This window comes from Desulfosporosinus hippei DSM 8344 (assembly GCF_900100785.1).
Classification (GTDB): Bacteria; Bacillota; Desulfitobacteriia; order Desulfitobacteriales; family Desulfitobacteriaceae; genus Desulfosporosinus; species Desulfosporosinus hippei.
Genome location: NZ_FNCP01000029.1, coordinates 15,178 through 41,391, shown reverse-complemented (window position 1 = coordinate 41,391; position 26,214 = coordinate 15,178). Strand labels below are relative to the sequence as shown.

At 43.3% G+C, this 26,214-nt stretch carries 21 protein-coding genes; 3 read left to right on the top strand and 18 right to left on the bottom strand.

Annotation, left to right across the window (positions count from 1 at the left end; all coding sequences use genetic code 11):
• Complete coding sequence (gene fdnG / locus BLS16_RS19360) at positions 1-3,036, bottom strand: formate dehydrogenase-N subunit alpha (protein WP_092335302.1); 3,036 nt, start codon at positions 3,034-3,036, stop codon at positions 1-3.
• Between the two features lie 262 nt (positions 3,037-3,298).
• A complete protein-coding gene (locus tag BLS16_RS19355) occupies positions 3,299-4,447 on the bottom strand; it encodes a cache domain-containing protein (protein ID WP_092335301.1) in 1,149 nt (382 codons plus the stop codon).
• A gap of 165 nt (positions 4,448-4,612) precedes the next feature.
• Here BLS16_RS19355 and BLS16_RS19350 point away from each other — a divergent pair, with 165 nt between their 5' ends.
• Positions 4,613-5,068: a YbjN domain-containing protein gene (locus BLS16_RS19350; protein ID WP_092335300.1), complete on the top strand. Its 456-nt coding sequence runs from the start codon at positions 4,613-4,615 to the stop codon at positions 5,066-5,068.
• Between the two features lie 75 nt (positions 5,069-5,143).
• Here the strand turns inward: BLS16_RS19350 and trhA are convergent, their stop codons facing one another.
• A complete protein-coding gene (trhA, locus tag BLS16_RS19345; RefSeq protein WP_176786236.1) occupies positions 5,144-5,794 on the bottom strand; it encodes a PAQR family membrane homeostasis protein TrhA in 651 nt (216 codons plus the stop codon).
• 195 nt (positions 5,795-5,989) lie between these two features.
• Between trhA and BLS16_RS19340 the strand changes: the two genes are divergently transcribed.
• Entirely contained in the window at positions 5,990-6,196 is a 207-nt protein-coding gene (locus BLS16_RS19340) for an alpha/beta-type small acid-soluble spore protein (protein WP_092335299.1), read from the top strand.
• A 185-nt stretch (positions 6,197-6,381) separates the two neighbouring features.
• On the opposite strand, the gene BLS16_RS19335 is transcribed toward BLS16_RS19340, so the two are convergent.
• The 12 genes from BLS16_RS19335 to BLS16_RS19280 all read right to left on the bottom strand — a co-directional run bounded on the left by BLS16_RS19335 (position 6,382) and on the right by BLS16_RS19280 (position 19,737).
• A complete protein-coding gene (locus tag BLS16_RS19335; protein WP_014902443.1) occupies positions 6,382-6,579 on the bottom strand; it encodes a hypothetical protein in 198 nt (65 codons plus the stop codon).
• A gap of 305 nt (positions 6,580-6,884) precedes the next feature.
• Positions 6,885-7,085 carry a CopZ family metallochaperone gene (locus tag BLS16_RS19330; protein ID WP_092335298.1) on the bottom strand — a complete coding sequence of 67 codons (201 nt, stop codon included), beginning with the start codon at positions 7,083-7,085 and terminating at the stop codon, positions 6,885-6,887.
• A gap of 156 nt (positions 7,086-7,241) precedes the next feature.
• Entirely contained in the window at positions 7,242-9,983 is a 2,742-nt protein-coding gene (locus BLS16_RS19325) for a heavy metal translocating P-type ATPase (RefSeq protein WP_092335297.1), read from the bottom strand.
• 25 nt (positions 9,984-10,008) lie between these two features.
• On the bottom strand, positions 10,009-10,353 hold the full coding sequence (locus BLS16_RS19320; RefSeq protein ID WP_092335296.1) for a metal-sensitive transcriptional regulator: 345 nt from the start codon (positions 10,351-10,353) through the stop codon (positions 10,009-10,011).
• A 224-nt stretch (positions 10,354-10,577) separates the two neighbouring features.
• A complete protein-coding gene (gene hutH, locus BLS16_RS19315; RefSeq protein WP_092335295.1) occupies positions 10,578-12,146 on the bottom strand; it encodes a histidine ammonia-lyase in 1,569 nt (522 codons plus the stop codon).
• A gap of 278 nt (positions 12,147-12,424) precedes the next feature.
• The gene (gene hutP / locus BLS16_RS19310; RefSeq protein ID WP_034597985.1) at positions 12,425-12,865 is read right to left on the bottom strand and encodes a histidine utilization transcription antiterminator HutP; all 441 of its coding nucleotides are present in this window, start codon (positions 12,863-12,865) and stop codon (positions 12,425-12,427) included.
• Between the two features lie 275 nt (positions 12,866-13,140).
• The gene (locus BLS16_RS19305; protein ID WP_092335294.1) at positions 13,141-13,749 is read right to left on the bottom strand and encodes a methyltransferase family protein; all 609 of its coding nucleotides are present in this window, start codon (positions 13,747-13,749) and stop codon (positions 13,141-13,143) included.
• 98 nt (positions 13,750-13,847) lie between these two features.
• Positions 13,848-15,980 carry a heavy metal translocating P-type ATPase gene (locus BLS16_RS19300; RefSeq protein ID WP_092335293.1) on the bottom strand — a complete coding sequence of 711 codons (2,133 nt, stop codon included), beginning with the start codon at positions 15,978-15,980 and terminating at the stop codon, positions 13,848-13,850.
• Positions 15,981-16,074: 94 nt separating this feature from the next.
• Positions 16,075-16,488 carry an ArsR/SmtB family transcription factor gene (locus tag BLS16_RS19295; RefSeq protein ID WP_092335292.1) on the bottom strand — a complete coding sequence of 138 codons (414 nt, stop codon included), beginning with the start codon at positions 16,486-16,488 and terminating at the stop codon, positions 16,075-16,077.
• 278 nt (positions 16,489-16,766) lie between these two features.
• The gene (locus BLS16_RS19290; protein ID WP_092335291.1) at positions 16,767-17,264 is read right to left on the bottom strand and encodes a spore coat protein; all 498 of its coding nucleotides are present in this window, start codon (positions 17,262-17,264) and stop codon (positions 16,767-16,769) included.
• A gap of 127 nt (positions 17,265-17,391) precedes the next feature.
• Positions 17,392-18,684 (bottom strand): methyl-accepting chemotaxis protein, encoded by a 1,293-nt coding sequence (locus BLS16_RS19285; RefSeq protein WP_092335290.1) that lies wholly within the window; start codon positions 18,682-18,684, stop codon positions 17,392-17,394.
• Positions 18,685-18,834: 150 nt separating this feature from the next.
• Positions 18,835-19,737, bottom strand: a complete 903-nt coding sequence (locus BLS16_RS19280) for an MBL fold metallo-hydrolase (RefSeq protein WP_092335289.1) — start codon at positions 19,735-19,737, stop codon at positions 18,835-18,837.
• A gap of 159 nt (positions 19,738-19,896) precedes the next feature.
• Between BLS16_RS19280 and BLS16_RS23840 the strand changes: the two genes are divergently transcribed.
• Positions 19,897-20,061 carry a hypothetical protein gene (locus BLS16_RS23840; RefSeq protein WP_176786235.1) on the top strand — a complete coding sequence of 55 codons (165 nt, stop codon included), beginning with the start codon at positions 19,897-19,899 and terminating at the stop codon, positions 20,059-20,061.
• Between the two features lie 143 nt (positions 20,062-20,204).
• Here the strand turns inward: BLS16_RS23840 and BLS16_RS19275 are convergent, their stop codons facing one another.
• The 3 genes from BLS16_RS19275 to BLS16_RS19265 all read right to left on the bottom strand — a co-directional run bounded on the left by BLS16_RS19275 (position 20,205) and on the right by BLS16_RS19265 (position 26,210).
• On the bottom strand, positions 20,205-21,977 hold the full coding sequence (locus BLS16_RS19275) for an acyl-CoA dehydrogenase family protein (RefSeq protein WP_092335288.1): 1,773 nt from the start codon (positions 21,975-21,977) through the stop codon (positions 20,205-20,207).
• Positions 21,978-22,652: 675 nt separating this feature from the next.
• Positions 22,653-23,810, bottom strand: coding sequence for a thiolase family protein (locus BLS16_RS19270; RefSeq protein WP_092335287.1), 1,158 nt, complete (start codon positions 23,808-23,810; stop codon positions 22,653-22,655).
• 12 nt (positions 23,811-23,822) lie between these two features.
• Positions 23,823-26,210 carry a 3-hydroxyacyl-CoA dehydrogenase/enoyl-CoA hydratase family protein gene (locus tag BLS16_RS19265; protein ID WP_092335286.1) on the bottom strand — a complete coding sequence of 796 codons (2,388 nt, stop codon included), beginning with the start codon at positions 26,208-26,210 and terminating at the stop codon, positions 23,823-23,825.
• Between the last annotated feature and the right edge of the window lie 4 nt (positions 26,211-26,214).

The following is a 26,214-nucleotide window of genomic DNA, read 5'->3' as shown; positions in this document are numbered from 1 at the left end:
CTATGCCCTCCTTATGTTGACTAGGCAAACCTTATACTCCGGAGTACCGGCCCCGGGATCCAGGGCAGCAATGGTTAAATCATTAGTACTCGGACCGGGACTTAAGGAGGCAAACCCCCAGCTCCAGGGCATTCCGATGGTCTCAGTGTCTTTTCCGTTGACTTTGTAGGTTTGTAGGCGATCCGTTACTAAGGCCCGCACAGTGATTTTGCCCCGAGCTGAAGCAACTTCGACCATATCCCCTTCTTTAACTCCAATCTTTTCCCCTAGGTTTTTACTGATCTCAGCAAAGGGTTCCGGCATGATTTCATTCAACCAGGGAATATTGCGGGTAATCCCTCCTGCACAGAAATGTTCCACCACTCCATAAGTGGTCAGCACATGGGGATACTCTTCCGACTTACCCAGCTGAGTCGAGACAACCAGAGCCACTGGGCTGATGGAAACCTTGGGATGTAAGATGTTTGTCGAAGGACTTTCCGTGGGTTCGTAGTATTCCGGCAACGGTCCGTCTACGCAGAGACCTCCGGGACGAATCCCAATGGGTGGCAAACCGTCTGTAGGGGGGGCTACGGGTAAACCGCTCATATAAGTGGCAGCAAATAGCCGGCCTACCCCCTCGGGATTCATGCGGAAACTTTGCTTCCCTTCAGGTGTATCCGGGCCCTTGGTTTTATCGACAACATCCGCTCCATCGTTTCCTGCCCAGACCTTAGCTGCGCTATCCCACCAAATAAGCTGACGTTTAGCGTCAACCGGCCGACCCGCTTCATCACATGAAGCACGATTATAGAGAATCCGAACATTTCCCGGCCAAGCAAAACTCCACTCTCTGAACAGTCCTAATCCTGTGGGGTCATCATTTTTACGACGGGCGGCCAGATTTCCATTCCCTGTCACGCCGGCATAAATCCAACACCCTGTAGAAGCAGTGCCTATTGGTGCTTTAAGATAATCCCCAATTGTGGGCAGCAGCTTACCTGTGGTCTCGTCATAGCCACTCAATTCTTGAAGCACTTTCAAAGCGCTGGGTTCTCCCTCCCCATAGTCCCAACGGGCCTTGAGTATTGGGGCATCCTTGACATCCGTGCTGCCTTCATATAACTTTCTGATTTTCTTGAAAAGATGATCCAGCAGATCGAGATCCGGTTTTGATTCCCCCAAAGGCTTAATCGCCGCCTCTTTCCACTGAATCCAGCGGGAAGAATTGGACATACTTCCTGCCTTCTCATAGACAAAGGCTGCCGGGAACATGATGACTTCAGTCTTAATATCCGCCGGGTTCACCCCCGGTTCACGCCAAAACTGGGCCGTCTCAATCTCGAAGAGGTCTGATACAACGAGCATATCTAGTTTAGCTAAGCCAGACCGGACTAGTTTTCGATCCGGAATAGAAACGAGAGAGTTTGAGCCAACGTTAAAGAGAAGCTTAAACTGCCCTTTATTCATCATCTCAAAAATTTTAACCATGGTTGCATTCACTGAGGGGTTGGTCTTGGGTAAATAGTTAAATCCATAATCATTTTCTTTGGTGGCGTTGGCACCATACCAGGCTTTTAGCAGGGCAACGAGATGTTTCTCATAAAATGACCCATTACGCACCAGATAATCCTGCAAGGTCTTATCTGTATTAATCGGGTAGGGCAAATAACCCGGCAAGTTACTGACCAGATTGGCCATATCCGTCGAGCCCTGAACATTTGGCTCTCCCCGTAAAGCATTGATGCCGCCGCCGGCTTTTCCGATGTTGCCCAATAACAGCTGGATAATAGCATAAGCTCGAATTCCTTGCACACCCGTGGTATGTTGCGTCATTCCCAGAGCATAGAGAATACTTCCTGGTTTTCCTTGACAGAAGACCTCAGCAATTTCCTTAATTTTGGCTGCAGGAATTCCGGAAATGTTTTCCGCTGTTGCAAAGGTATATCTTGAATAGTGAACCTTAAGCTTGGCAAATACGCAATCAGGATCCTCCAGACTTTCTGCCTTCAGAGGCTTATTATCTGGCCCAAGTTGATAGGCCCAGCTGGTAGTCGCATATTTTCTGGTTTTCTCGTTATAACCGGAGAAGATACCATCATCTAATTTGTAATCTTTGCTGATCTTCAAAAGAGCGTTGGTGTAATTTAAGACATACTTCTCATCGTACAATTTCTGATTAAGAATATAATTAATAATTGCGCCGAGATAGGCGATATCCGTTCCCGGACGGATTTGGGCGAAGATATCTGCTTTAGCAGCTGTCCGGGTAAAGCGGGGATCGACGACGATGATTTTCGCCCCCTTTTCTTTAGCCCGATTTATCCACTTCATGGCAATAGGATGGTTTTCGGCACAGTTACTGCCGGCAATTAAAAAGACCTCAGAATTTTTCAGATCTGACCAGGAATTCGTCATGGCACCACGACCAAATGAGGGTGACAAACTTGCCACCGTGGGAGCGTGTCAGATCCGGGCCTGATGTTCATTATATGGTGTGCCGATTAAGCGACTAAATTTCGAAATTAGATAAGACTCTTCATTATCAACTTCCGCAGAACCTAAGAAGGCAATTCCTTCTGCACGGTTTACTAAGAAGCTCTCCGGTAGTCCAGTTTTGGCATTCACAATCTCATCGGCAGCTTTCCAACTGGCATCCCTGACTTCTTTAGTTTTCTTGGCCACAATGTCCAAGGCTTCTTCCCAGGAAATGTCTTCCCAATGATTAGCTCCGGGAGCCCGCCGTCTTGGCCTGATTACACGATCCGGCGAATTGGCAACACTAAGTAAACTTGCCGCCTTTGGGCACAGCGTCCCTTCATTGGTGGGATGATCCGGATCACCTTCAAGATGAATTAGTTTACCATCTTTGACATACAAGAGCATCCCACAGCCACCGGAGCAGAAGTGACAAATACTAGGAATCTTTTTACTCCCCTCCAGCTTCAAAACATATCCCTTGGCCTCAGCTACTGCGGGGTCAAACCCCAAACCAGCCGCCAAAGCAGCGATGGAAAGCCCAGAAAGTTTTAAGAAATTCCGACGCGAAACATCCATCTTTTTTCCTCCCTCTTTAAATGTTCATAACATGCCTATGTGTTGGTATCAGTTTTACATCTAACAAGTAAGGTATGAATGACACAAATTGGACGAGGACTTAATTGAGTAATTAGAAAGAATTTTCTGAATCAACACATTATAAGCTTACAACCCTTTGTCGCTTTAGTCATCATCAAAATAATTAAGTAAATAAAGAAAATATTCTGTAAATATAAAGTACATTGGCTCCTTACTATTCTGAGTTGTTATAGGTAACCCATTAATCAATATCAGTAACACTTAGATTAGGTACCGGTTGAAATAATTTTACAGGTCTTCCCACTGTTCCGTATTTTAACTCTGTTGTCAAAGCTCCATGTTGTTCTAGAAACTCTAAGTATCTTCGAACAGTTACTCTTGTTAGGTTTACCCCTTCGGCGACGTTTTCAGCCGATACCAGTTCCCTTGTCTCGCACATAAATGAAAGGATTTGCATTAAAGTAAGTTGATTTAGTCCTTTAGGTAAACTTTGTTGATCAAATTTCCAGCTATTCTTTGGATCTTCAGTCATATTTAATTCTGGCTCTTCAGCCTTATTTAGCGCAGAAGAAGCTTTATCAACTTGTAAGTCTCTAGACATGGTGGCTTTACTCATTTCATCTGCGATATCCCCTAGTCTTTCAACCATTTGGTTAAAGGCAACTGCCAGATCTCCAATCTCTTTGGGACCGGTGATATCAACTTTCTCGGCAGCGTGTCCGGTAGCCACATCACGTGTGGCCAGGGTTATGTCACGGAGTGGATTAATAATTACTCTTTGAATAAAGAACCAAGTCGCTAAGGCAACAATGAAAGTAATTCCTAAGCCAAACTCTGCTAACAGAATTAGCGAATTAACAATAAAAGCCTGAGTATAGCTTTTTGAAATACCTACATAAAAGATCCCAATAATATCTTCATTGCTATCACGAATAGGTTCATAAGCTGTCTGATAAAGCTGACCAACAACATTCGCTTCACCCAGGTAGATCTGCCCATTTTTCAAGACAGTCTGGGCCACTGCATCCGAGACTTTCGTCCCTATCGCTCTCTCCCCATTGGTACTGCGCACAGTTGTAGCGACTCGAGTATCGCCGAGAAATAAAGTCACGGTGTCGCCGGTTAGTTCTGCTAAATAATCGACAAGTTCTGTTTGATGGGATATTTGAGTGTCTCCTTTGTACAGAAGTCCCTCTTTTACTTGCCAAGAACCTGGGGTCTTCAAATCGATAATTTCCATGCATGTTGTTAAATCAGTTTTAGCTTTGACAATAGCCGCATCCACTGCCCGATGCTTCAAATGCCAACCTAATCCAAAAATCAAGCTCGTCGAGAGGACAATTAGCGACCCCAGCAGAAGTATAAGAATTTGATGTTTCAGTGAGTGCAAAGAAACTCCTCCTCGGAGATAATTTATACTTTCATTCAATTCGGGATCTATCCAATAAAAACCTCTCTACCTATTAACTAATTTATTTTTATTCCATAATTGGAAGGATTTTACCTTTATCGCGTTGAACTTATTTGAAAATCAGTCCGGTTTAGGAGGGATAACATGTCCTTATTCAAGGTGCTCTATGAGATTCTGAGTCAAAACGGTTGGGAGTTTGATTTTGACAATAAAAACGAAATCATTCGGCTGGAGATTCGAGGCATAAATACAGATTTTAACTCTTTTCTTTTTGTAGACGAAGATCAAGAATCACTGCTTTGCAATACCCATATTAATCAAAAAATCCCTCCTTCTAAGCGACTTGAAGTGTGTGATTTCATGAGTCGGGTTAATTACGAGTTAGTCAATGGCAACTTTGAAATGGACATGGATAACGGTGAGATAAGGTACCGTACATACCTAGATCTTGCAGACGCCAAACCCTCTCAGGATCAAATACTAAATATTGTCTGGAACGGGGTATTAGGATTTGATACTTATTACCCAGGCTTAATGAAGCTGGTATATGGGGATTACAGTGCCGAAGAAGCCGCGGCTTTTTGCACTGAGGATAGTTGACATTATTAAAAGGGTTGTCTCATAATGAATGTTTTCATTCATTATGAGACAACCCTTTTAATGTTTAAACCTAAGCTACTCTGCCATAGGCATAATATAGATCAAAATCATTATGTAATGCACAATACTTCCCGCCCCAATGAATATATGAAATATCTCATGGAAACCAAATCTTTTCGGAAAGAAATCAAAAATCTTAGTTGCATATATAATGGCCCCAACGGTATAGGTGACACCACCTAACGCCATGAGAATAATTGCACCCACAGGCAAATTCTTAACAAGCTGCAGGAAAGGAACTAAAGCTATCCAGCCCAGTGACACATAAAAAGCTGAAGATACATAACGGGGCGCATGAATAAACCAAATTTTTAATAACATCCCTATGAACGCCAGAGCCCAAACCACACTTAGCATCGCCCAACGCCATGCCCCTTCTAATCCATAATAAAATACGGGAGTATAGGAACCGGCAATTAATAAATAAATAGCAATATGATCCACCTTTTTAAGGAGAAGTTCTTTCTGGGGAGTTGTTCTTACCCAATGGTAAAGTGAACTGGCACCATAAAGCAAGATCATACTAACTCCATATATCGTCATTGTAATGAGCTTTGAGATATTATTTTTACTTAGGATAATAAGAAACACCAGTCCCACGATTGCAGCCATAAACAAGACAAAATGTGTCCAAGTGTTTACCGGTTCTTTCATCTTCAAAAACATCTGAAAGCCTCCCATAACTCTAAGTAATTTAATTCTAAACCTTACAATCGATAAAATCAATAACAATCCGGCTCCTGAATAAAAAGGAAAGCCTTTTATATTGTAGCAATAATTACCTGAGTAAGAAAATCGATTAAACACATAATAAGAATGTTCCAGTACACAAACACAAATTTTTAAAGGAGGGTACCTATCATGGCAGGAGAAAGAAACAGTAATCAACCAGCAGCTATGGGCGCTTCACAACAATTGGATCAGTTCAAATATGAAGTGGCAAATGAAATGGGCCTTCAATTAGGCGGTGACCGTACCAGCCGCGAAAACGGTTCTGTAGGCGGTATGATGACCAAACGGATGATTCAATTTGCTGAAGAACATCTTAAAGGCGGAAGCAAAATCTAACTTCAAATAATGATGTTAGTACTTAAGAAGGATATCGAAAGATATCCTTCTTACTATTTATTTAATGCCTAGTATTGGCTTCATCAGGCTAAAAAATTCTTTCTAAATCTTTAACATACTAACTTTCACATACCAAACTAATAGCTTAACAATTAAATCTAAATATAAAAGGAGCTTTAAAGCTCCTATTTAATCGTTCCATCTGTTTCCTCAAGGAATTTTTTCTTTGAAGCCAAGTGCTCTTTCACATCTTTAATTTGATGAGCACTTAATTCTTCAGCATTCTCTAATAGAAACTCTTCATTCTTATGAATGTTGCGGAGAGTTAATTCGATCTTCTTTAATTCCTCATTCTTATACTTGTTGCCATCATTTCTTGGCATTGTTTCATCACCTCAGTAAATAGTTTATCCAAAGATAAGGTATTCATCCGAGATAATAATTTCCGAAGTTAAGGAATTAGCTATTCTTCGTTTTTTTTGGATTTTGTAAAGCGAGCAGACAAGCGCTCCTTCAGTTAGTTTGTTGGAAAGTGTATGCAGAACTTTAGGGGTGCTCAGGTTAGGTTTGCGGAAATCTTATGCGTGTTAGGCATTTTTCATCATCTGATGGTGCCGCCTTAACAGCGGCATGAATGGCTATCCTGCAGAAAAAATGCCTAAGGGGCCGCAAAGCGGCCCCTTTCACCTTATTCAACGACAGTATACCCAGCATCTACGATTGCTTTAACCAGATTCTCGCGCTTAGCCTCACCAGTTACAACCGCTTCCTTAGCTGCAAGATCAACTTTTACGCTTTCTACACCACTCACTGCCTGTAAAGCTTTTTCTGCTCTCATTTTACAGTGGTTGCAGGTCATCCCTTCAACCCTCAGAATAGTTTGACTCATCCTTATCACCTCGCTTATTCAGAAGTCAGAGATCAAAGTCAGAGCTCAGATGAAATCTGACTCGGACAGAATTATGGGAAATCTCCTTTTAAGGCCCGCAAATGTCTCGTTCGGCAACTCACAAGCCAAAAGGGAAACTTAAACATGTCTTTCTATCTAGCCCTCCAGTTGACGATCAAATCGTCTCAAAAGAATAGAACTTGTCACTACTGAAACCGAGGAAAAGGCCATTGCCAGTCCAGCCCATTCAGGAGGCAGAAGCTCACCGGTAATCGGATAAAGGACACCTGCGGCAATGGGAATACCGATGACATTGTAGATTAAAGCCCAGAAAAGGTTTTGCTTTATCTTACCCAGAGTTTTTCGACCTAAACGAATTGCTCTCTCCACATCCAGCAGGTCATTGCGGACTAAGACTACATCCCCGGTTTCCTTGGCAACATCAGTTCCTGAGCCAATGGCAATCCCGATATCGGCTTGGGCAAGGGCTGGAGCGTCATTAATCCCATCCCCCACCATGGCCACTTTATAACCCTGATCCTGATATTTCTTAATAAGACTAATCTTATCTTGGGGCAAAATTTCAGCAATAACTTCATCGATCCCCACCTGTTCACCAACCACATTAGCCACTTTTTTATTGTCCCCGGTAATCATAAAGGTCTTTAAACCTAAGTTGTGCAAACGCTTAATAGCTTCAATAGTGCTTTCTTTAATGACATCGGCTAAAGCTATAAGACCTATAACTTTGCCATCAAGGGCAATAAAGCTTGTGGTTCGGCCGGCTTCCGCCAGACGCTTAAAGTCTCCCTCTGATTCACCAATATCCACAGCTTGTAAATTCATCAATTTAATATTGCCAATCAATAAGGTTTTTCCTTGATAAGAACAAGTTACTCCATAGCCAGCCTCTTCCCGATAGTCCTCGACATTTTCAATCTCCAATTCCTCCAGCTTACTCTTGGCCACAACCGCCTGAGCCAAGGGATGAATGGAAGGATTTTCACCGGCAGCTGCGATTCCCAGGATATCTTGCACTGTGAAAGCGCCATAAGGCACAATATCTGTCACTTCCGGAGTACCTTTAGTTAAGGTTCCTGTTTTATCAAAACCAATAACCTGCAGTTTGGCGATTCCTTCGAGAACTGCCGCTGTTTTGAACAAGATACCTCGGTTTAGTCCTACTCCGCTCCCAACCATAATGGCCGTAGGAGTTGCCAAACCTAAAGCGCAGGGGCAGGCAATAACTAAGACAGCTATGGCAGCGGTAAAGGCAAAGACAAAGGTACTCTGGAAAACTATATACCAGATAATAAAGGTAAGGAGTGATAAGCCAACCACAGCCGGAACAAAGTAGTTGGAAATAATATCAGCAAGCCTCTGAATCGGTGGCTTAACCCCCTGGGCATCTTCGACCATTCTAATAATTCCGGAAAGAACCGTGTCCTTACCTGTTTTAGTTGTTCTAACCTTAATACTTCCCGAACGGTTAATTGTCGCCCCAATCACCTGGTCTCCAACACTTTTGTCAATGGGAATAGATTCCCCGGTCAGCATTGACTCATCAATACTTGCTTGGCCCTCAATTATTTCACCATCTAGGGGTATTCTTTCTCCGGATTTCACTAAAGTGATATCTCCGATTTTTAAATCCGAAGCCGACACATCTTTAACCAGGCCATCCACCCACAAATGGGCTTTATCTGCCTGGAGCTCCAGAAGTTTCTTCAGAGCCTGCCCAGCCCTCCCCTTAGCTTTCGCTTCAAGATATTTTCCAAAGCGAACAAAGGTAATCAACAAGGCCGAAGTATCAAAAAAGTTGGGGCCTTCGAAAAAAACAGCCGGGATAAACATATGAATGGTGGTCATCAAACTATATCCGTAGGCCGCTGTAATTCCAAGCGCCACCAAGACATCCATATTAGCTGAGCGATTCTTTAAGGCATGGTATGCCCCCCGATAAAACGTCCAACCGGCAGTAAACTGAACTATTGTCGCCAAGATGAGCATGGTATACATGATTGGTCTGGACATAGGCAGAAACATCAGCGGCATGATGGGCAAGGAGAGGATGGCACTAAAGATTAGCCAATTCCGCTGTTTGAGGGCAGTGCGATCATCTTGATTCTCATCCACATTCTCAATAGGTGTATATCCGGCATCCTGTACCTGGGCAAAAATTTCTTGCATAGTTACTACACTGGAATCGAACTCTACCGTCACTGTTTCACTTGCCAAGTTGACAGCCACACTGTGGACACCACCGATACCCTTGAGTTTTTTTTCGATTGCCAAGGCGCAGTTGGCACAGGTCATTCCACTTACTTTAAATTGTTGTTTTCCTTCATCTGCACTTTGAGCACTATACCCCAGATCTTTGATCTTTGCTAGAAGATCATCGTCTTTAAACACCTTAGGATCCATTTCTAGAGTGAGCTTTTCCGAGGCAAAATTGACAGCTGCTGATTTTACTCCCGGCAAAGAACGCAGACCCTTTTCAATGGTTAAAGCACAATTTGCACAAGTCATCCCCGTTATTCTAAACTGCAGCTTTGGCTCTATAATGGATGACTCACCCTTAGTCTCCTCAGACTCCTTCTGTTCATCATCCCTCACAGAGTTGTCTGGCTTTACTTGCTCTAAATCCTCTGGGTCTGTCGGTTCAACTGCAAGGGGTTCTAAGGAATAACCACCTTCCTCAATCTCCTTTCGAACATCCTCTAGGTTGACCTGACTGGGCTCCCAGGTAAAAGTGGCCTTGGAATCAGCTAAAGAGACCTGAACCTGTTCCACACTTGGGAATTTTTCCAGAATCTTGGTGACATGGTTGACACAATGCTGACAGCTCATGCCATATATCTTAATTTCTTTACGTTCGCGGTTTGCTTGTTCCATCATATATCCCCCCAAACATAGTCCACTTCTAACGCATCATGCGAAAGATCGTCTTTAGGACTTCATCAACAACTTGATCATCATTCCCTTGCAGTCTTTCTTTGACACATGATTTCATATGCTTTTCCAGAAGCAAACGAGAGGCTCCATCAAGAGCGGATTGAGCTGAGGAAATTTGATTTAAGATATCATCACAATAAACCTGACGTTCTATCATCCCTTTAATACCACGAATTTGCCCTTCGATGCGGTTCATTCGCGTTACAAGTTCTTTTATTGTCTTATCATCATGATGACTCTTCCGCTCTCCTTCTCCTTGTGAATCACCACCGCAAACTGAACAGGTCTGGGTCTGCTTGTCATCAAAATCCATGTAAATCACCTCTAATCAATATAGTATACCCCCCTACCCCTTATGTCAAGTTCATTCTTACTGCTTAACAATTATCCCTTAGTATTCCTAAACTGTCCTCTGCTATCCTGAGCCATCATTTGAACTGACTGGGTTCAATTCAAATGATGGCTCACAGATAACAAGCAATCAGACACCCACTTCAGCAATTGAAGTAGGTGCCTGATATTTTCTCGGAAGCTATTTTAAGCTAATGGAATTCCCTTACGATCCAATTCAAATTTAACAGCATTAGCAAGTTTACCGGATATCACCAGTTCTTTGGCCAGATTAATATCCATATACATAACCCGATCTTCTTTGAGGGTGGCTACCTTGGAACGCACCAGCCGATAAGCACTCTCACTTCCCTTGCCAAGAGTTAAGTTTTCTTTGCCGGATCTCAGATCCAGGCCTTGACAGGCTGCTAATAGCTCCATTCCCAGGACATGGCCTGTGTTTTCAATGATACTTCGGGCCTTGCGGGCGGCAATTGTCCCCATACTCACATGGTCTTCTTGATTAGCTGAGGAAGGGATGGAGTCTACACTTGCAGGATGAGCTAAGACCTTATTCTCTGAAACCAAAGACGCTGCAGAATACTGCACAATCATAAAGCCTGAATTCAACCCTCCATTAGGGGTCAGAAATGCCGGCAACCCGCTTAGGTTTGGATTAACTAAACGCTCTAACCGCCGTTCCGAAATATTAGCCAACTCTGCCATGGCAATTCCCAGAAAATCCATGGCTAAGGCTATGGGCTGACCGTGGAAATTCCCCCCGGACAGCACGGAATCTTGATCAGGGAAAATTAAAGGGTTATCCGTCGCGGAGTTAATTTCTGTTTCTACAACCTTTTTAACGTAGGCAACCGCATCCCCCGAGGGACCATGGACTTGGGAAATGCAGCGCAGAGCATATGCATCTTGCACTCGGGGATGATGTTCATCCGCAAGGAATGTACTACCTTCCGTAAGCTGGCGTATTTTTTTCGCTGTCTCAATTTGCCCAGGATGAGGACGGACGGCATGGATTTTGGGATCAAAGGCAGCCAAAATCCCTTCTAAGGCTTCCAGAGTCAAAGCTGAGGTAATATTTGCCGATTCACATAAGATCTCAGCATCCCAGACCGCTAAAGCCGCTATGGCTGTCATTACCTGAGTGCCGTTAATCAGGGCTAAACCTTCTTTGCCTTCCAAAACCACAGGTTCTATACCCGCTTGAGCCAAGGCATCCCGCCCACTCATCCGACGATCTTTATAAAAGGCTTCTCCCTCACCGAGCAAAACCAAAACCATATGGGACAACGGTGCCAAATCCCCACTTGCCCCAAGGGATCCTTTCTCAGGGACGACAGGAACGATTCCTGCATTTAGCACATTAATTAAGGTCTGAAGAGTGGAGAGACGAATCCCCGAAAATCCTTTGGCTAAAGCATTGGCCCGCAGGAGTAAAATTCCTCTTACTACTTCCGAGGCTAGAGGTTCTCCAACACCTGTTGCATGACTCATAATAAGGTTACGTTGCAATGTCTTGGCATCCTCTTTGGAAATAAAAACATCACTAAACTTGCCGAAACCGGTAGTAATGCCATAGACGGTTTTATTACCTGCAATTAATTGATCCACGTATTCTCTGGATTTTACGACTTTTTCCTTAGCTGAGGGGTGTAATTCTACTTTAGCACCATAGCGTGCCACGGCAACCACTTGCTCTAAGGTCAGGTTTTCTCCATCCAAAGTAACTTTAGACTTTTCTGCTAATACTACGCTCATGTTTTTGTCCTCCTTTTAGAGTAAAGAAAACTTGGCTGGCGCTGAAGACACTGTCTTCGCACGAATTAACCATCTTGCAGCCGCAGGCGCTGCGGCCTTAGTTGCCCTTATGCTTAGATAGTATAATAACAAAGTTTTATACTTTCTGGATTGTACAAAAAAGAGGATTAAGCCATAAACTTTCGTCTATAGCTTAGCCCTCTAACATCTAATAACTCTGAGCATACCCTATTTTATTGCAACTTTCGAAAATACATACACTTTATTAATTCAAATCTTTAGAGATGGTTGATTCCTAAACCACAAACCTCATGCTCATGTCCTTTAATTGGTGCACCTATCATTCCATACATGCTGACAGCAATCCAAAGATCATCTGAATCTTCCAGAGTTCGCGGCCCTTTGACGACTGCAAAGCGAAGTCCCACTGTGCGCAAAATATTCCCCAGTTGAAGGGGCCCTCGCCCCAAACCCTGCAAGGCATCAAGAATGGCGTGATAAAGAGCATGCTGGGAACGATAACTCTCATCAGTGAGTCCCGCCCGTTTGGCTGCCGTTTCCACTGCTGCAATAATTTTTTGGACATCCATGGAACCGACCTTACCCGTCACAACCTCAAAGCCCTTTAATCGAGCCCGAGAAACGTAGTCGTCAGTCTCAGATCCTTCGGCCATTGCAATCAGTAAGGCCGTTTTTCCTAACGATGAAAAATGTAACATGATAGCCCCCTGATTCAACCTGAGCATTCTATTATCTATGTCAGCTGGTGTACTCATTATTAATAGCTGACCCTACTCTTATCATAGACGAGAAACAACTATCCTTCAAGAGAAAATTCTTAAATAGCTTAGTTAGATGGCTAATAATCTTGATTGAAATTATATTTAGCCCTATGACCGTTTGCAATCCCCTTGCAAACGGTCATTCCTGCGGCACAGCTGCCCTGGAAGACCCTGGCACGCCAAATTTACTGTCATCAGATTAACTACCGGCACTATAGGATGAAATAGCGCCCTGTATTTCTGAAATACTTTAGATAGTCCTCCTGAAAAGTTGCCTTGAGATGGACTTCTTCTTGCAGGATTAATAAATGGATGGCCAAGATATTGGTGAAGGCTAGTACTAAGGTTAGAAGACTAGGGTAAGTAAGGAAAAGCCCCATAAACATTAAGTCAAAGCCAACAAAAGCAGGATTTCTGGAAAATTGATAGATCCCGTCAGTAACCAGGGAGGTTTTGACACTTTTATCAATACCTACCCGCCAGGAGGTTTTCATGGCAATCATGGCTACAATAAATATTCCTAACCCCACCGTATTGATGAGAAGGCCTAAACCGCTGAGATAACTATTACTAACGAAAGGAACACTCCACTGGGAAATTAGCGGTTCGAATAAGGAAAGCATCAACCAAACAACACCCCAAAGAAATGTCGTGAATTTAACAAATGCTTCCACCACTCTTATAGGAGATTCCTTCCTGCCTTTACTGAGGACATTGGCGTCAATTCTATACCTTTTCTTTAGAAGTAATAGTTTAGACAAATACGAGAACAGAAACACCAGAAATAAGAAAAGTGAAAGACTATTTTTTAGATTCAACATAAACATATCCCCTATTACTAAAATACCGGCCACAAATATTTAATAGCTTCTTTTATTGTCGTTGTGCTACAGCGACCACGTTAAGGTTTAGGGATGATTTAGATCTCTAAACTTGTGTGCCTACTTACGCGAGTCGCATTTAAAACTGCTAAAAGGGCTACACCTACATCAGCGAATACCGCTTCCCACATGGTGGCAATGCCAATTGCCCCCAAGAAGACAAAGCCCAGTTTTATTCCTAAGGCAAAGAAGATATTCTGCCAGATGATTTTCTTAGTAAAAGCTGCAATCCCAATAGCTGTTAAAAGTTTAGCCGGCTGATCTTCCATCAGTACTACATCAGCGGCTTCAATAGCTGCATCTGATCCCAGCCCCCCCATAGCTATCCCTACATCCGCTCGCATCAGGACGGGAGCATCATTAATCCCATCCCCAACAAAGACAACCTTCCCTTGGCTATTCCCACTCATCAGTTTTTCTACCCAAGCAACCTTGTCCTGAGGCAATAAATCAGCATGGAATTCCCCTACCCCTAAGTCTTTGGCCACACTTTCGGCTACAGTTTGATGATCTCCTGTTAACATCACTGTTTTAATCCCCGAGTTTTCTAAAGCCCTAATGGTTTCTTTAGCACCGACTTTTAGGCGATCTGAAATCAAAATCTGCCCCGCATACTTGCCCGAAACTGCTACATATACTAAAGTTCCCTTAAGCCCATGCTCCTCGTCAGGAATAAGAATTCCTGAATCTTTTAAGAGTACTGCCTTGCCAACCAGAACTTCGTACCCTTTAATTCTAGCTCGAATCCCCTTACCACTGACTTCTTCGTAGTCCTCAATGTCCCCCTGGTCAATGGCGGATCCGTAACTCTCACGAATCGACTTAGCTATCGGGTGACTGGAATGGGCTTCCGCAGCGGCTGTTATCTCCATAAGAAATTTCGATTCAAAACCCTTTGCCGGGTTTATTTCTACTACATCAAATACCCCTTGAGTTAAGGTTCCGGTTTTATCAAAAACAACGGTCTTAACTTTAGTCAGGGCTTCAAGATAGTTGGCTCCTTTGACTAAAATTCCCTGCCGAGATGCTCCGCCAATTCCGCCAAAATACCCCAAGGGAACTGAAATCACTAAGGCGCAGGGGCAGGAAATTACTAGGATTGTCAGGGCACGATAAACCCATTCACTGTAAGTTCCCATTCCGATAAGCGGTGGAATTATCGCAATTCCTAAGGCGATGAACACTACCGCCGGGGTATAGTAGCGAGAAAAAGTAGTGATAAACTTTTCTGTGGGTGCTTTTCGCGAACTGGCGTTTTCCACAAGATCGAGGATTTTTTGAATTGAAGACTCTGCAAAAGGCCGAGTAACCCGAACAGTGAGCACACCGCTGGAATTGACCATCCCAGCCAAAATGGTATCCCCTTTTTCCATATTTCTCGGGACTGATTCTCCAGTCAAGGCAGAAGTATCTACAAAGGAAGAACCGTTTACCACTTCTCCATCTAAGGGAACTTTTTCACCGGGCCGTACTAAGATTAATTGTCCTACCTGAACATCTTCAGGGGCAACTTTCTGAACATCTAATTGATGAACCAAGTTCGCATAGTCTGGCCTGATATCCATTAAAGCTTGAATAGAGCGTCGTGAACGATTAACCGCTAAGTCCTGGATATATTCTCCAACTGTATAAAATAACATTACCCCAACCGCTTCGGGAAGTTGCTTGATGGCTATAGCTCCAATGGTACCTAAGGCCATTAGAAAATTCTCGTCAAACAAAGCCCCTTTAGTTATATTTCTCAGGGCAGTATAAAGCACCTCATAACCAACGAGAAAATAAGCGGTTAAAAATACCGTGTATTCCAGAGCCAAGGGCAAATTAATATTCAGCAGAGGCAATATTAGGCCTATTGCAAGCAACATCCCTGCCCCTAACATTCTTATTTTTTTCCATTTTATATCTGAGGAATTCTCTTCTTGTTCCAGGCTTTTACTTAGTTGATTAATTGGTCTTAAGATTACCCCTGGCTCAATCCGATCAATGATACGTTGGGCTAGTTCCAAAGCAGCAGGAGGCAAATAAACAGTTTGGGTTGCAAAGTTAAGGCTGGTTTCTCCAATCGTTTCCTCCGAACTGAATGCTTTTTCGATTTTCAGGGCACAGTTGGCACAACTCAATCCTTCTAAACGGTATTTAAGCTTCTCTTGGCTTTGATTTTCTATACTCATCTTTTTTTCCTCCAACCTACTATCAATAATAATCCAATGCTGTCTAGGTCCGAGGCGCCTAGTCAAATTATTACTGAGATACTTTTTATTGTCTCTATTTATGACCTTCGGAAATATGCTCCAGACCCTCACGATAAAGTGCCATTACATGGTGATCATCTAAGGAGTAATAAACCATCTTTCCCTCTCTGCGATATTTCACCAGATGATTACTTCGAAGTACCCGTAATTGATGTGATGTAGCGGATTGACTTAACTCTAATAGCTCAGCTAAATCGCACACACAGAACTCATTTTTGGCTAAAACATCCATAATTCTCACTCGGGTAGGATCTCCAAGGGTTTTAAATAACTCAGCCAATTGATGGATCTGTCCCCCAGGTATGAGAGTTTGGCGAACGGATTCAATTATATCGGTGTGAATACATAAAGTATCACATACAGGGCTATCCGTGGACTGGGTTATCGATTCTGAAGAATTCTTAGGTTCATTTATATTGGTAGCTATAACAGTACCCTCCTTACATATGATTATATGTTCATATGTAATTATAACAGAAATCGATTATTTATCAATACTTTCTAAAGACCTTATAGGGTTAAAACCACAAAATAAATACCGTATCCCGGCAATCCAAAATACAGTTTTATTAGCTAAAATTAATATGAAGCTATGGTCTTTTTCACTTAAAACAAAATTGGAACACCGACCTTTAAAGTCGGCATTCCAATTATTTAAGAAGCTATGCTTTATTCAGTATAATGAATAGTGAATAGTGAATAAAACTATTGAACCTGATACATACCTTTGCTTTGCATGTATTGGAATATTCCTTCGCCATGTTCCTGCTCTTCCTTTTGAATATGGTTCAGCACTTGTCGGACATTAGTATCTCTAAATTCAAAAATTGCTGTATTATAGACACTAGATACATACTTTTCTGTCATCAGCATATCTTTACAAAGTTTTGCATCTTCTTGATTGTAATTTCCTTGCACCGTTGGGGACATTTGGCCTTGGTTGCCACCAGCGGTTTGTTGTTGGTTCTGAGCCTGTTGCCCTTGCTTCTGTTGCCCTCCCATAGCAGGTATCTGCCCAGCTAGCATCTGATTAATAGAGTTTAGATGTTCTTGTTCCTGAGCTGAGTATGAAGTAAATAACTGCTTTAACTCAGCGTCTTGTGCTTGATTAGCATATTTCGCATATTTGTCTACGCAGCCTTCCTCGTGTTCTTTTTGATCCATTAAAAGTGATTTCTCTTTTTGTGAAAATTGAATTGTCATATAAAGCACCTCCTTATTTATGCTTTATATTGTTGTCGATAACTTTGATTCTATGCATGGATCGGGCTTTTTCTTAATAATCGTTTTTCTTTACTAATACCTTCGGTTTGATTATTCTTGTATTCGGTTAAACCCTAAATTTCTCAACGGCACTTTGCAACTGATTAGCATTTTGCGCTAGAGATTGGGCAGTTGTGGCAACAATATGCATAGATGCTGAAACTTCCTTTGTTGAAGCCTCAATAGTTTCGGCTTTTTTGACCGACTCTTCAGAGACTTCCTTGACTCTATCAACATAGCGATTCATTTCCTCCATACTGCCCAGCATTTCCTCGCTGGAAGCAGCAATATCTGAAATATTGCCGGAAACATCTTTAGTCGCCTCGGCAATCACCCTTAAAGCCTCCTGAGCCTCGCGTATTGATATTACACTATCTTTTACTTGTGAATCTGTAAGCATCATCCCTTTAACTGCCTGGTTGATACTTTTTTGAATTAGGGTTGTGATCTCTGTTACATCCCGAGTTGATGAGGCTACATCCTCGGCAAGTTTGTGGATTTCATCAGCTACCACAGCAAAGCCCTTGCCATGTTCACCGGCCCGGGCAGCCTCAATAGCGGCATTAAGTGCTAAGAGATTAGTTTGTCGGGCTACTTGAGCAATGGTTTCAGTGATCAAACCGATGCGATTTGATTGTTCGGCCAGCTCTTCAATGATCTGTACAGATTTGTTGACCGTTTGGTTGGTTTCTGCCATTGTCGTTACTATCTGGGAAAGCTTAACTAAGCCCTCTTCTGAATGCTGTTCAGATTTTACCGCTTCAAAAGAAACGGATGTAGCCTTTTCAGCAATCATCTGAGCGGCTTTTTCAAGTTCGATAACCATAACTTTCATCTGGTTTTGAGTTTGGGCTTGTTCTCGAGCCTCGCTGGCCATGCGTGTCGTATAATCGGCAACACCACTATTGGTAGCTGTTACTTCCTCCGAACTGGCTGATAATTCCTCCGCCGAAACTACCCAAGCTTTAGCCATCTCACGGATATCCTGAATCATCGTTCCAAAGTTAAGCATCATGTGGTTGAAAGCCTTGCCTAACTCAGCCACTTCACTCTTGGGGGAAAAACTAATTCTTTGGCTTAAATCCCCCTGAGCTACCTGAATAATTTTTTGCTGCATAAAATAGATAGGTTTCAGAAAGCGAATATAGTTTTTCAATGAGGCGAATATCCCGATTAGCATACCAGATACTAAAAAACTCGAAAACAAAATTATAGAATTTGACCGATTAAGATTCATAATATAAGTAATTATAAGACCCATAGCGGATACCATAGGAACCACTGTAACTAAAGTTTGACTTATATACTTCACCAAACTAATTGTCTGTTTGCGTTCAATCGTCTCACTAACGGCTTCCATATCAGAATACCTCCTTAGTTATAGACTCAATTCGCTGACAATTCATAATATCATAATTATGAATATTTTGTATATTTAATCGCCGTTAACACCTCTTTGTCTATGGGAATAGATAAGGAACTCAACATTTTTGCCTTGTCGTCCGCTACATTAGCCCACCTTTTTCTTAAGTTGCTCCCAACCATAGACATAATGCAATTGTATGAAGAGTAAACCCGGATGTATTGCTTCACCACCCAGACTTGAAGCACTGGCATATACAGACTCAGCTGGGCTATGTCTCAGCATTTGCTTATTCAATTTGCCTCTAATCTCTTGACACCGGGCTTTCAAGTTATCGCTGGGTAAACCATGTCCCGGCAAATACCCCCTACTTGGTAAGTTTTCTATCCTATTAAGGCTTTCCAGATAACTAGGCATCCCGCTTACTACAATCCCTTCTTGTTCCCATATTCCTGGGTAGGGAATCTCATCGGGAAGAAGCATATCCCCAGAAAATAAAACAGAGTCTTTAGCAGCGTAGAATGAAAGATGTCCTGCTGTGTGACCTGGTGTAGGTATTACTTGCAAGAGACTATCCCCGGCCTGGATTATTTGATAGGGTTCGAGCAAATTCACTTGCTCAGGCAAGGCAGTAAAAGTTTGTAATCTTTTGGATATCTTAAGCATTCCGGGTAACACATTTTCCGGTACTCCCCACTCTCGAGTTGCCCATTCATTAAGTCGGGTAAAGGCCTCCCCCTGAACGAAACTAGTCCACTCTTGGTAATCTCTAGAACCGGCAAATACTCTTGCTCCTTCCTGGGCCAAGGAGTTTGCTGCTCCGGCATGATCAACATGCCAATGGGAAATCAGGACTTGTTCTAGCTTTTTTATCCCAACCTTCTTCATTCCTGCATGAACCGCTTCAAGAACCTCGGGAGTATTAGTTCCGGCATCTAATAATGTAGGAATTTCTCCGGCAAATAAATACAAGTTAACAGCATCCACATTGATCGGAACAGGAATTCTCAACATAAACACATTATCCGCAACTTCTTTAATATCGATCATAACAAAAACCTCCAAAAAGTGAATGAACATTCATTGTTATTAATTTAATTCTGGAGTACAATTGAATAAGTAACCAGTAAAGGATTCATAATCTAAGTGTATCCAGACGCTATCTCTAAGTTTTAAAAAACCGAAGAACTGTTAGGAGGATTTAATTCAATGAATACAACTTTAACTTCCCTACAAGAAAACCCTTATCAGTATCGGGTAATCTGTGAACGTTGCCACAGAACCTTATTTTATCAAGGTGAGGAAAAGGGAGAGACTATATCCGTCCTTTGCGATAAATGTACGGAAGAAACCATTGAGCCCTATTCCAACTGAACCAAGCAAAACGAAATATTTACATTAAAAGGCCATGTCCTACAGACGATGGCCTTTTGTGTTGGAACAACACCCGAGAGTACTCCCACTTCTTTGTTAAAAAGTGAGAGTACTCTTCTAAGGTTAAACTACATTTTTTAAAATTAGTAGTTAACAGGATAGCCCTCTTTTTCAATAATATATTTAGCAATCTCTTGGCGCATGCCAATCATATCAACGTTCGGCCGTTTAACAAGCTTACGCATTCCTGCCAAAACTGTGCTCAGAGAATCCCCCTTCTCCACGGCACAAAGAACTTCTTTAGCTTGCACTTCAAGAATATTAAAGGCGGCATAGGCTCCTAAAGTAGCGGCCTTCTCAACAAATACTTTGTGCTCATTGGAAACATCAAGAGTTTGAACTTTCTGAGCACGCAGAACGGCACTTTCCATTGCGTAAACTTGGTTGACCATCTCTGCCATACCAGTTAAGACAAATTGATTATCTTTTAAAGCCATACCTAAGTTTTGTGCTGCTAATCCTGCAGCCATTAAGCAAAGTTTCTTAGCTTTCTGAGTCATTTGGTTGAGAGCTTCTAATCCTTCTGCGTTTCCGCCCATTCCGACAGAAACCAAATCTTTACTGACAGCTTGAGCTGCTTGCAGCAAAGGAAGTTCACCGGTCATAGCTCTCTTCAAAAGGGTGCCGGGTACAAGCAGGCGGTTGATTTCATTGGTTCCTTCAAATAGGCGATTAATACGAGAATCACGATACATACGTTCAATGGGATATTCCTTAATGAATCCGTATCCACCATGAATCTGAACCCCTTCATCGACTGCGAAATCCAGCACTTCAGAGGCATACACCTTGTTCAAAGAACACTCGATAGCGTACTCTTCTAAGGCCTTGCCGGCTTCCTTACGGCAGTCACCTGTCAGATCAAGATCATGGAATCCGCTCTCCATCAAACCAGCTGTTCTGTAAACAACACTTTCTGCCATATATGCTCGGGTAGCAATTTCAGCAATCTTGTTTTGAATTGCCCCAAAAGTATTAAGGGCTACCCCAAATTGTTTACGCTCAGAAGCATATTTTAAAGCAGTCTCTAAAACCACTTGGACACTTCCGATAGCTCCGGCAGCCAGCTTAAAGCGGCCAACATTCAAGATATTAAAAGCTACGACATGACCACGTCCCAGTTCACCAACGATATTTTCCACCGGAACCATCACATCTTCTAAGATGACTTGACGGGTAGAAGATCCTTTAATACCCATTTTTTGCTCTTCTGGTCCCAGAGAAAAACCAGGATAGTCACGTTCGACAATGAAGTTGGTCATTTTCCCATCTACTTTAGCGTAGACCAAGAATACATCTGCAAAACCGGCATTGGTAATAAATTGTTTTGTACCATTAAGGATATAGTGGGTTCCCTCTGGATTAAGAACAGCCGTAGCTTTGGCACCTAGGGCATCTGATCCAGAACCAGGTTCAGTTAAACAATAGGCAGCGACCTTAGAACCATTAGCAAGCCCGGGAAGATATTTAGCCTTTTGCTCAGGTGTACCAAAATAAACGATTGGTAAAGTTCCAATTCCCGTATGGGCCGCATAAGCAACGGCAAAGGCCCCGCCACGAGGAACTTCTTCGCCAACTACAACAGTCGCATATTTATCTAAGGATAATCCTTCAAATTCCTCAGGAATTTCTAACCCCAGTAATCCCAATTCCCCTGCTTGACGCATAAACTCTCGAACAACGCCATCTTTTTGTTCTTCCATATCCTCTATCATAGGAGCAACTTCTTTGGTCATAAAATTATGAGCCATTCTCTTAAGTTGTTTATGGTCTTCGTTGATCTCCTCACGTACAAATATTTGATCAGGAGCGACTTCAGTCAGTAAAAATCCGCCTCCGCGTAATGCTAATTCCATATAACATCCTCCTCATTATCGGGGTTCGAAGTTCGAGTCTCGAGGTTCGTATGTTTTATGTTTAGACGTTTAATTTAACGCCTCAACATCTAACTGAATTTCCCGACTCCGCACCACGTATCCTATCTTTAAGCTTTAATAAAAATGGACTTCCCTTACCTGCTCCCAATTCCCCGAAGTCAGCCAGACCGTCCTTCCCAGGTTCCCAGCCCACTCGCCCCTTACTTTCACACCCTCACGTTCCCAGCCCCGTCGCCAGAAACTAAGGGGCCAATTGCACAGTGAACACTTTAGTGGAGTTCACGTTAAAGCGAGTGCCGATGCTGAAGGCCCAATTGCGCCCAGGTTCACTCCATTGAGCGACCCAGAGGTTGGGCGCAATTCCTTCAGCATCCAACGAGCCAGTGAAACGCAACGTGTGTGAACAGGGCAATTTGCACCTTACTTTCACACTCCCACATTCCCAGCCCCGTCGCCAGAAACTAAGGGGCCAATTGCACAGTGAACACTTCAGTGAAGTTCACGCTAAAGCGAGTGCCGATGCTGAAGGCCCAATTGCGCCCAGGTTCACTCCATTGAGCGACCCAGAGGTTGGCGCAATTCCTTCAGCATCCAACGAGCCAGTGAACGCAACGTGTGTGAACAGGGCAATTTGCACCTTACTTTCACAGACCCCTATAGCAACTCGAAAATCCCGGCCGCTCCCATACCGCCACCGATACACATGGTCACCATGCCATACTTCAACTTCCGCTTAGTCATTTCGCTTAAGAGTGTTGCCGTAAGCTTAGCACCGGTACAACCCAGTGGGTGTCCGAAAGCAATAGCTCCACCATTAACATTCACTTTTGCAGGATCTATCTCCAGCGTCTTAAGGATCGCCAGGGATTGGGAAGCAAAAGCCTCATTGAGCTCAAATAAATCGATTTGATCCAAGGTCAATCCCACTTGTTTTAAAACTTTAGGAATAGCCTTGATCGGGCCGATACCCATCAATTCCGGTTCGACGCCGGCAACTGCATAGCCCCGCCAAACCGCAACAGGTTTTAGATCAAGAGCCTTAACTTTTTGTTCAGACATAAGCAGAGTCATTGCAGCACCATCACTGGTCTGAGACGAGTTCCCAGCCGTAACCGTACCTCCTGCTTTAAAGGCTGTTCTTAATTTAGCAAGGGACTCCGGAGTGGTCTCCGGACGAATTCCTTCATCTTTTGCGAACCACTTTTCACCGGGTTTTCCATACATGGGAAGTGGAACCGGTACTATCTCATCCTCAAAACGCCCGCTGCTTTGAGCTGCCCAAGCTTTTTGATGACTTGAAGCAGCAAAGGTATCTTGTTGCTCACGAGTTATCTCATATTTCATAGCCACATTCTCAGCGGTGATGCCCATTGACACATAGGCCTGCGGAGCATGCTGAACCAAGTATGGGTTCGGTGCCGGTTTAGCCCCACCCATTGGAACCATCGACATGCTTTCCGCTCCTCCAGCGATCATCGCCTCTGCCTCGCCTAAGCGAATTCGATCGGCGGCCATGGAAATTGCCTGCAATCCGGAAGAGCAAAAACGATTGATAGTTACTCCAGCCACGTCAATCGGCAGGCCGGCGCGCAGTGTCATGATTCTGGCCATATTCATTCCCTGCTCTGCCTCAGGAAAGGAGCAACCTATAACGCAATCATCAATCTCTGCAGGATTAAGTGATGGAACTCTTTTAAGAATATCCTGTATAACATAAGCACCTAAGTCATCCGGACGCACCTGAGCCAAGCCACCTTTGCCTGATTTGCCAATAGCAGTCCGCTTAGACTGGATAATAAAGGCTTCTTGCATGCTTTTCCCCCCCTAATTCCGTAATGGCTTGCCTTTGGCGAGCATATGGCGGATACGATCCTGAGTTTTCGGTTCGCCCACTAAACTCATAAAGGCTTCACGTTCAATATCTAAGAGATATTGTTCATCTACGAGCATTCCCGCCGGACGATCTCCGCCGGTTATGGCATAAGCTACTTTCTTACCAATGTGCTGATCATATTCCGAGATATAATTTCCCTCACGCATTCCATACAGAGCCAATTCTAAAGTTGCTCGAACTCCGGGCCCACCAACTTTATATTTCTTGGGCAAATTAGGTCTGAAGCTGCGGGCTAAGTCAATGACTCTGGCCTTAGCATCCAATATTACATGCTCCGGATTCATGCTGTAACGATCATCCGCCCGTAAGAAACCGAGCTGACGAGCCTTTTCCGCACTTGTTGAAACCTGAGCCATAGCCACTATCTCAAAACGTTTGGCAAAGAAATAATCCGGAGCTGCCTGGATACCCGGAAGAATACCTTCCATAGCTCGTATAGCCATTTCCTTAGTTCCGCCGCCGCCGGGGATTAAGCCAACCCCAACTTCAACTAAGCCCATGTAAGTTTCTGATGAAGCTTGAATAGCATGAGAATGCAAGCAAACTTCACATCCTCCGCCCAAGGTCATGCCAAAGGGAGCTGCAACGACAGGTTTTTTAGCATATTTCAAAGCCATGGTGCCATTTTGGAATTGACGAACCATGTAATCGAGATCATCCCAGTTCTCTTCTTCTGCCTCCAGAAGAATCTGCATCAAGTTAGCACCTACGCAGAAATTCTTGCCTTGATTCCCGATAACCATGCCCAGATAGTTTTTATCGACTTCTTCTAATGACTTATGAATCATGGTCAAAATATCCGCACCTATGGAATTGCTTGGAGAGTGGAATTCCAGGCAAGCTACCCCATCTCCCAGGTCAATCAGGCTTGCTCCGGCATTGCCTAAGATTTTCTTGCCATCTTTATGTGCTTGCTTCAGAGAAATCGCATAAGGACTTGAGGCTTTTTTGTGATACTCTCCAGCTTGGAAATAGGAGACTTCTCCGGATTCACTCTTTTGATAGAAACGTTCATTCCCTTTTGCCAGCAACTCTTCTACCAGAGGCGGCAAGGTTCCACCTTCGGCAATTACACGATCAGCAATTGTTTTGACTCCCAAGGCATCCCAGATTTCAAAAGGACCCATTTGCCAGTTAAAGCCCCAGCGCATGCCTTCGTCGATTCCGGAAATATTATCCGCAATGTCATTGGAGATGGTTGCTGCGTAAAGCAGAACCGGCTTTAAGACATTCCAAGCGAACTCTGCTCCTGCATCTTTGCCATTCACTAAGGTACGAATTTTTTCCGTTAAACCACCTGCAGCTTTGGCTTTTTCCAAAGAAGCAAATTTAACACTTTTCTTGGGAACATAGGTCATGGTATGAGGATCAAGAACTTCAACCACTTTACCTTGAGGCCCTTTAGACTTTTTGTAAAAGCCTTGTTTAGTTTTATCTCCAAGCCAACCATTGGCCAGCATTGTTTGCATAAATTCCGGTAAGGTGAAATTATCTTTTTCGGCAGGCACCCCAACTGCTACAGTGTTAGCAGTATGGATAAAGGTATCTAAGCCGACGAGGTCAACTGTTCTAAAGGAAGCACTCTTGGGACGTCCCATTACAGGGCCGGTGAGAGCATCAACTTCATCCACGGATAAGCCGGAACGCAACATTTCCTGAAGCGTAACAGCGAGACCAAAAACACCAATACGATTGGCAATAAAATTCGGAGTATCTTTTGCTATGACAACTCCCTTGCCTAGAACCCTTTCTCCGAACTCGGAAATAAAGGTCATTATTTCCGGATCCGTATTTGGTCCGGGAATGATTTCTAAGAGTTTCATATAACGGGGTGGGTTAAAGAAGTGGGTTCCTAAGAAATTGCGAGTAAAGCTTTCGGGCAAATCACTTACCATAGCCTGTAAAGAAATTCCCGAAGTATTTGAGCTAACGATTGTTCCCGGGCGTACTATAGCAGCAATTTTCTTGAATAAATCCACCTTAATATCTAAACGTTCAACAACAACCTCGATCACCCAATCTACTTCGCTTAAGCGACCTAAATCGTCACTTAGGTTACCAACTTCAATGCGTTCTGCAAATTCTGGGACTAATAGTGGAGCGGGATTCATTTTTAATAACTTTGTCTTATTACCTTCTGCGATACTATTTCGTACCTTGGGATCCTCCAATGTCAATCCGGCTGCTTCTTCTTTAGCCGATAGTTTGGAAGGAACAATATCCAACAACAGGCTCGGGATTCCGGCATTGGCCAAGTGCGCTGCGATGGTGCTTCCCATCACCCCTGATCCTATTACCGCTACTTTATGAATCTGCATTTCC

Coding starts and splice junctions, on each gene's coding strand:
- BLS16_RS19350 (WP_092335300.1), top strand. CDS start 4,613: ATGTCCTTATTCAAGGTGCTCTATGAGATTCTGAGTCAAAACGGTTGG.
- trhA (WP_176786236.1), bottom strand. CDS start 5,794: ATGTTTTTGAAGATGAAAGAACCGGTAAACACTTGGACACATTTTGTC.
- BLS16_RS19340 (WP_092335299.1), top strand. CDS start 5,990: ATGGCAGGAGAAAGAAACAGTAATCAACCAGCAGCTATGGGCGCTTCA.
- BLS16_RS19335 (WP_014902443.1), bottom strand. CDS start 6,579: ATGCCAAGAAATGATGGCAACAAGTATAAGAATGAGGAATTAAAGAAG.
- BLS16_RS19330 (WP_092335298.1), bottom strand. CDS start 7,085: ATGAGTCAAACTATTCTGAGGGTTGAAGGGATGACCTGCAACCACTGT.
- BLS16_RS19325 (WP_092335297.1), bottom strand. CDS start 9,983: ATGATGGAACAAGCAAACCGCGAACGTAAAGAAATTAAGATATATGGC.
- BLS16_RS19320 (WP_092335296.1), bottom strand. CDS start 10,353: ATGGATTTTGATGACAAGCAGACCCAGACCTGTTCAGTTTGCGGTGGT.
- hutH (WP_092335295.1), bottom strand. CDS start 12,146: ATGAGCGTAGTATTAGCAGAAAAGTCTAAAGTTACTTTGGATGGAGAA.
- hutP (WP_034597985.1), bottom strand. CDS start 12,865: ATGTTACATTTTTCATCGTTAGGAAAAACGGCCTTACTGATTGCAATG.
- BLS16_RS19305 (WP_092335294.1), bottom strand. CDS start 13,749: ATGTTGAATCTAAAAAATAGTCTTTCACTTTTCTTATTTCTGGTGTTT.
- BLS16_RS19300 (WP_092335293.1), bottom strand. CDS start 15,980: ATGAGTATAGAAAATCAAAGCCAAGAGAAGCTTAAATACCGTTTAGAA.
- BLS16_RS19290 (WP_092335291.1), bottom strand. CDS start 17,264: ATGACAATTCAATTTTCACAAAAAGAGAAATCACTTTTAATGGATCAA.
- BLS16_RS19285 (WP_092335290.1), bottom strand. CDS start 18,684: ATGGAAGCCGTTAGTGAGACGATTGAACGCAAACAGACAATTAGTTTG.
- BLS16_RS19280 (WP_092335289.1), bottom strand. CDS start 19,737: ATGATCGATATTAAAGAAGTTGCGGATAATGTGTTTATGTTGAGAATT.
- BLS16_RS23840 (WP_176786235.1), top strand. CDS start 19,897: ATGAATACAACTTTAACTTCCCTACAAGAAAACCCTTATCAGTATCGG.
- BLS16_RS19275 (WP_092335288.1), bottom strand. CDS start 21,977: ATGGAATTAGCATTACGCGGAGGCGGATTTTTACTGACTGAAGTCGCT.
- BLS16_RS19270 (WP_092335287.1), bottom strand. CDS start 23,810: ATGCAAGAAGCCTTTATTATCCAGTCTAAGCGGACTGCTATTGGCAAA.
- BLS16_RS19265 (WP_092335286.1), bottom strand. CDS start 26,210: ATGCAGATTCATAAAGTAGCGGTAATAGGATCAGGGGTGATGGGAAGC.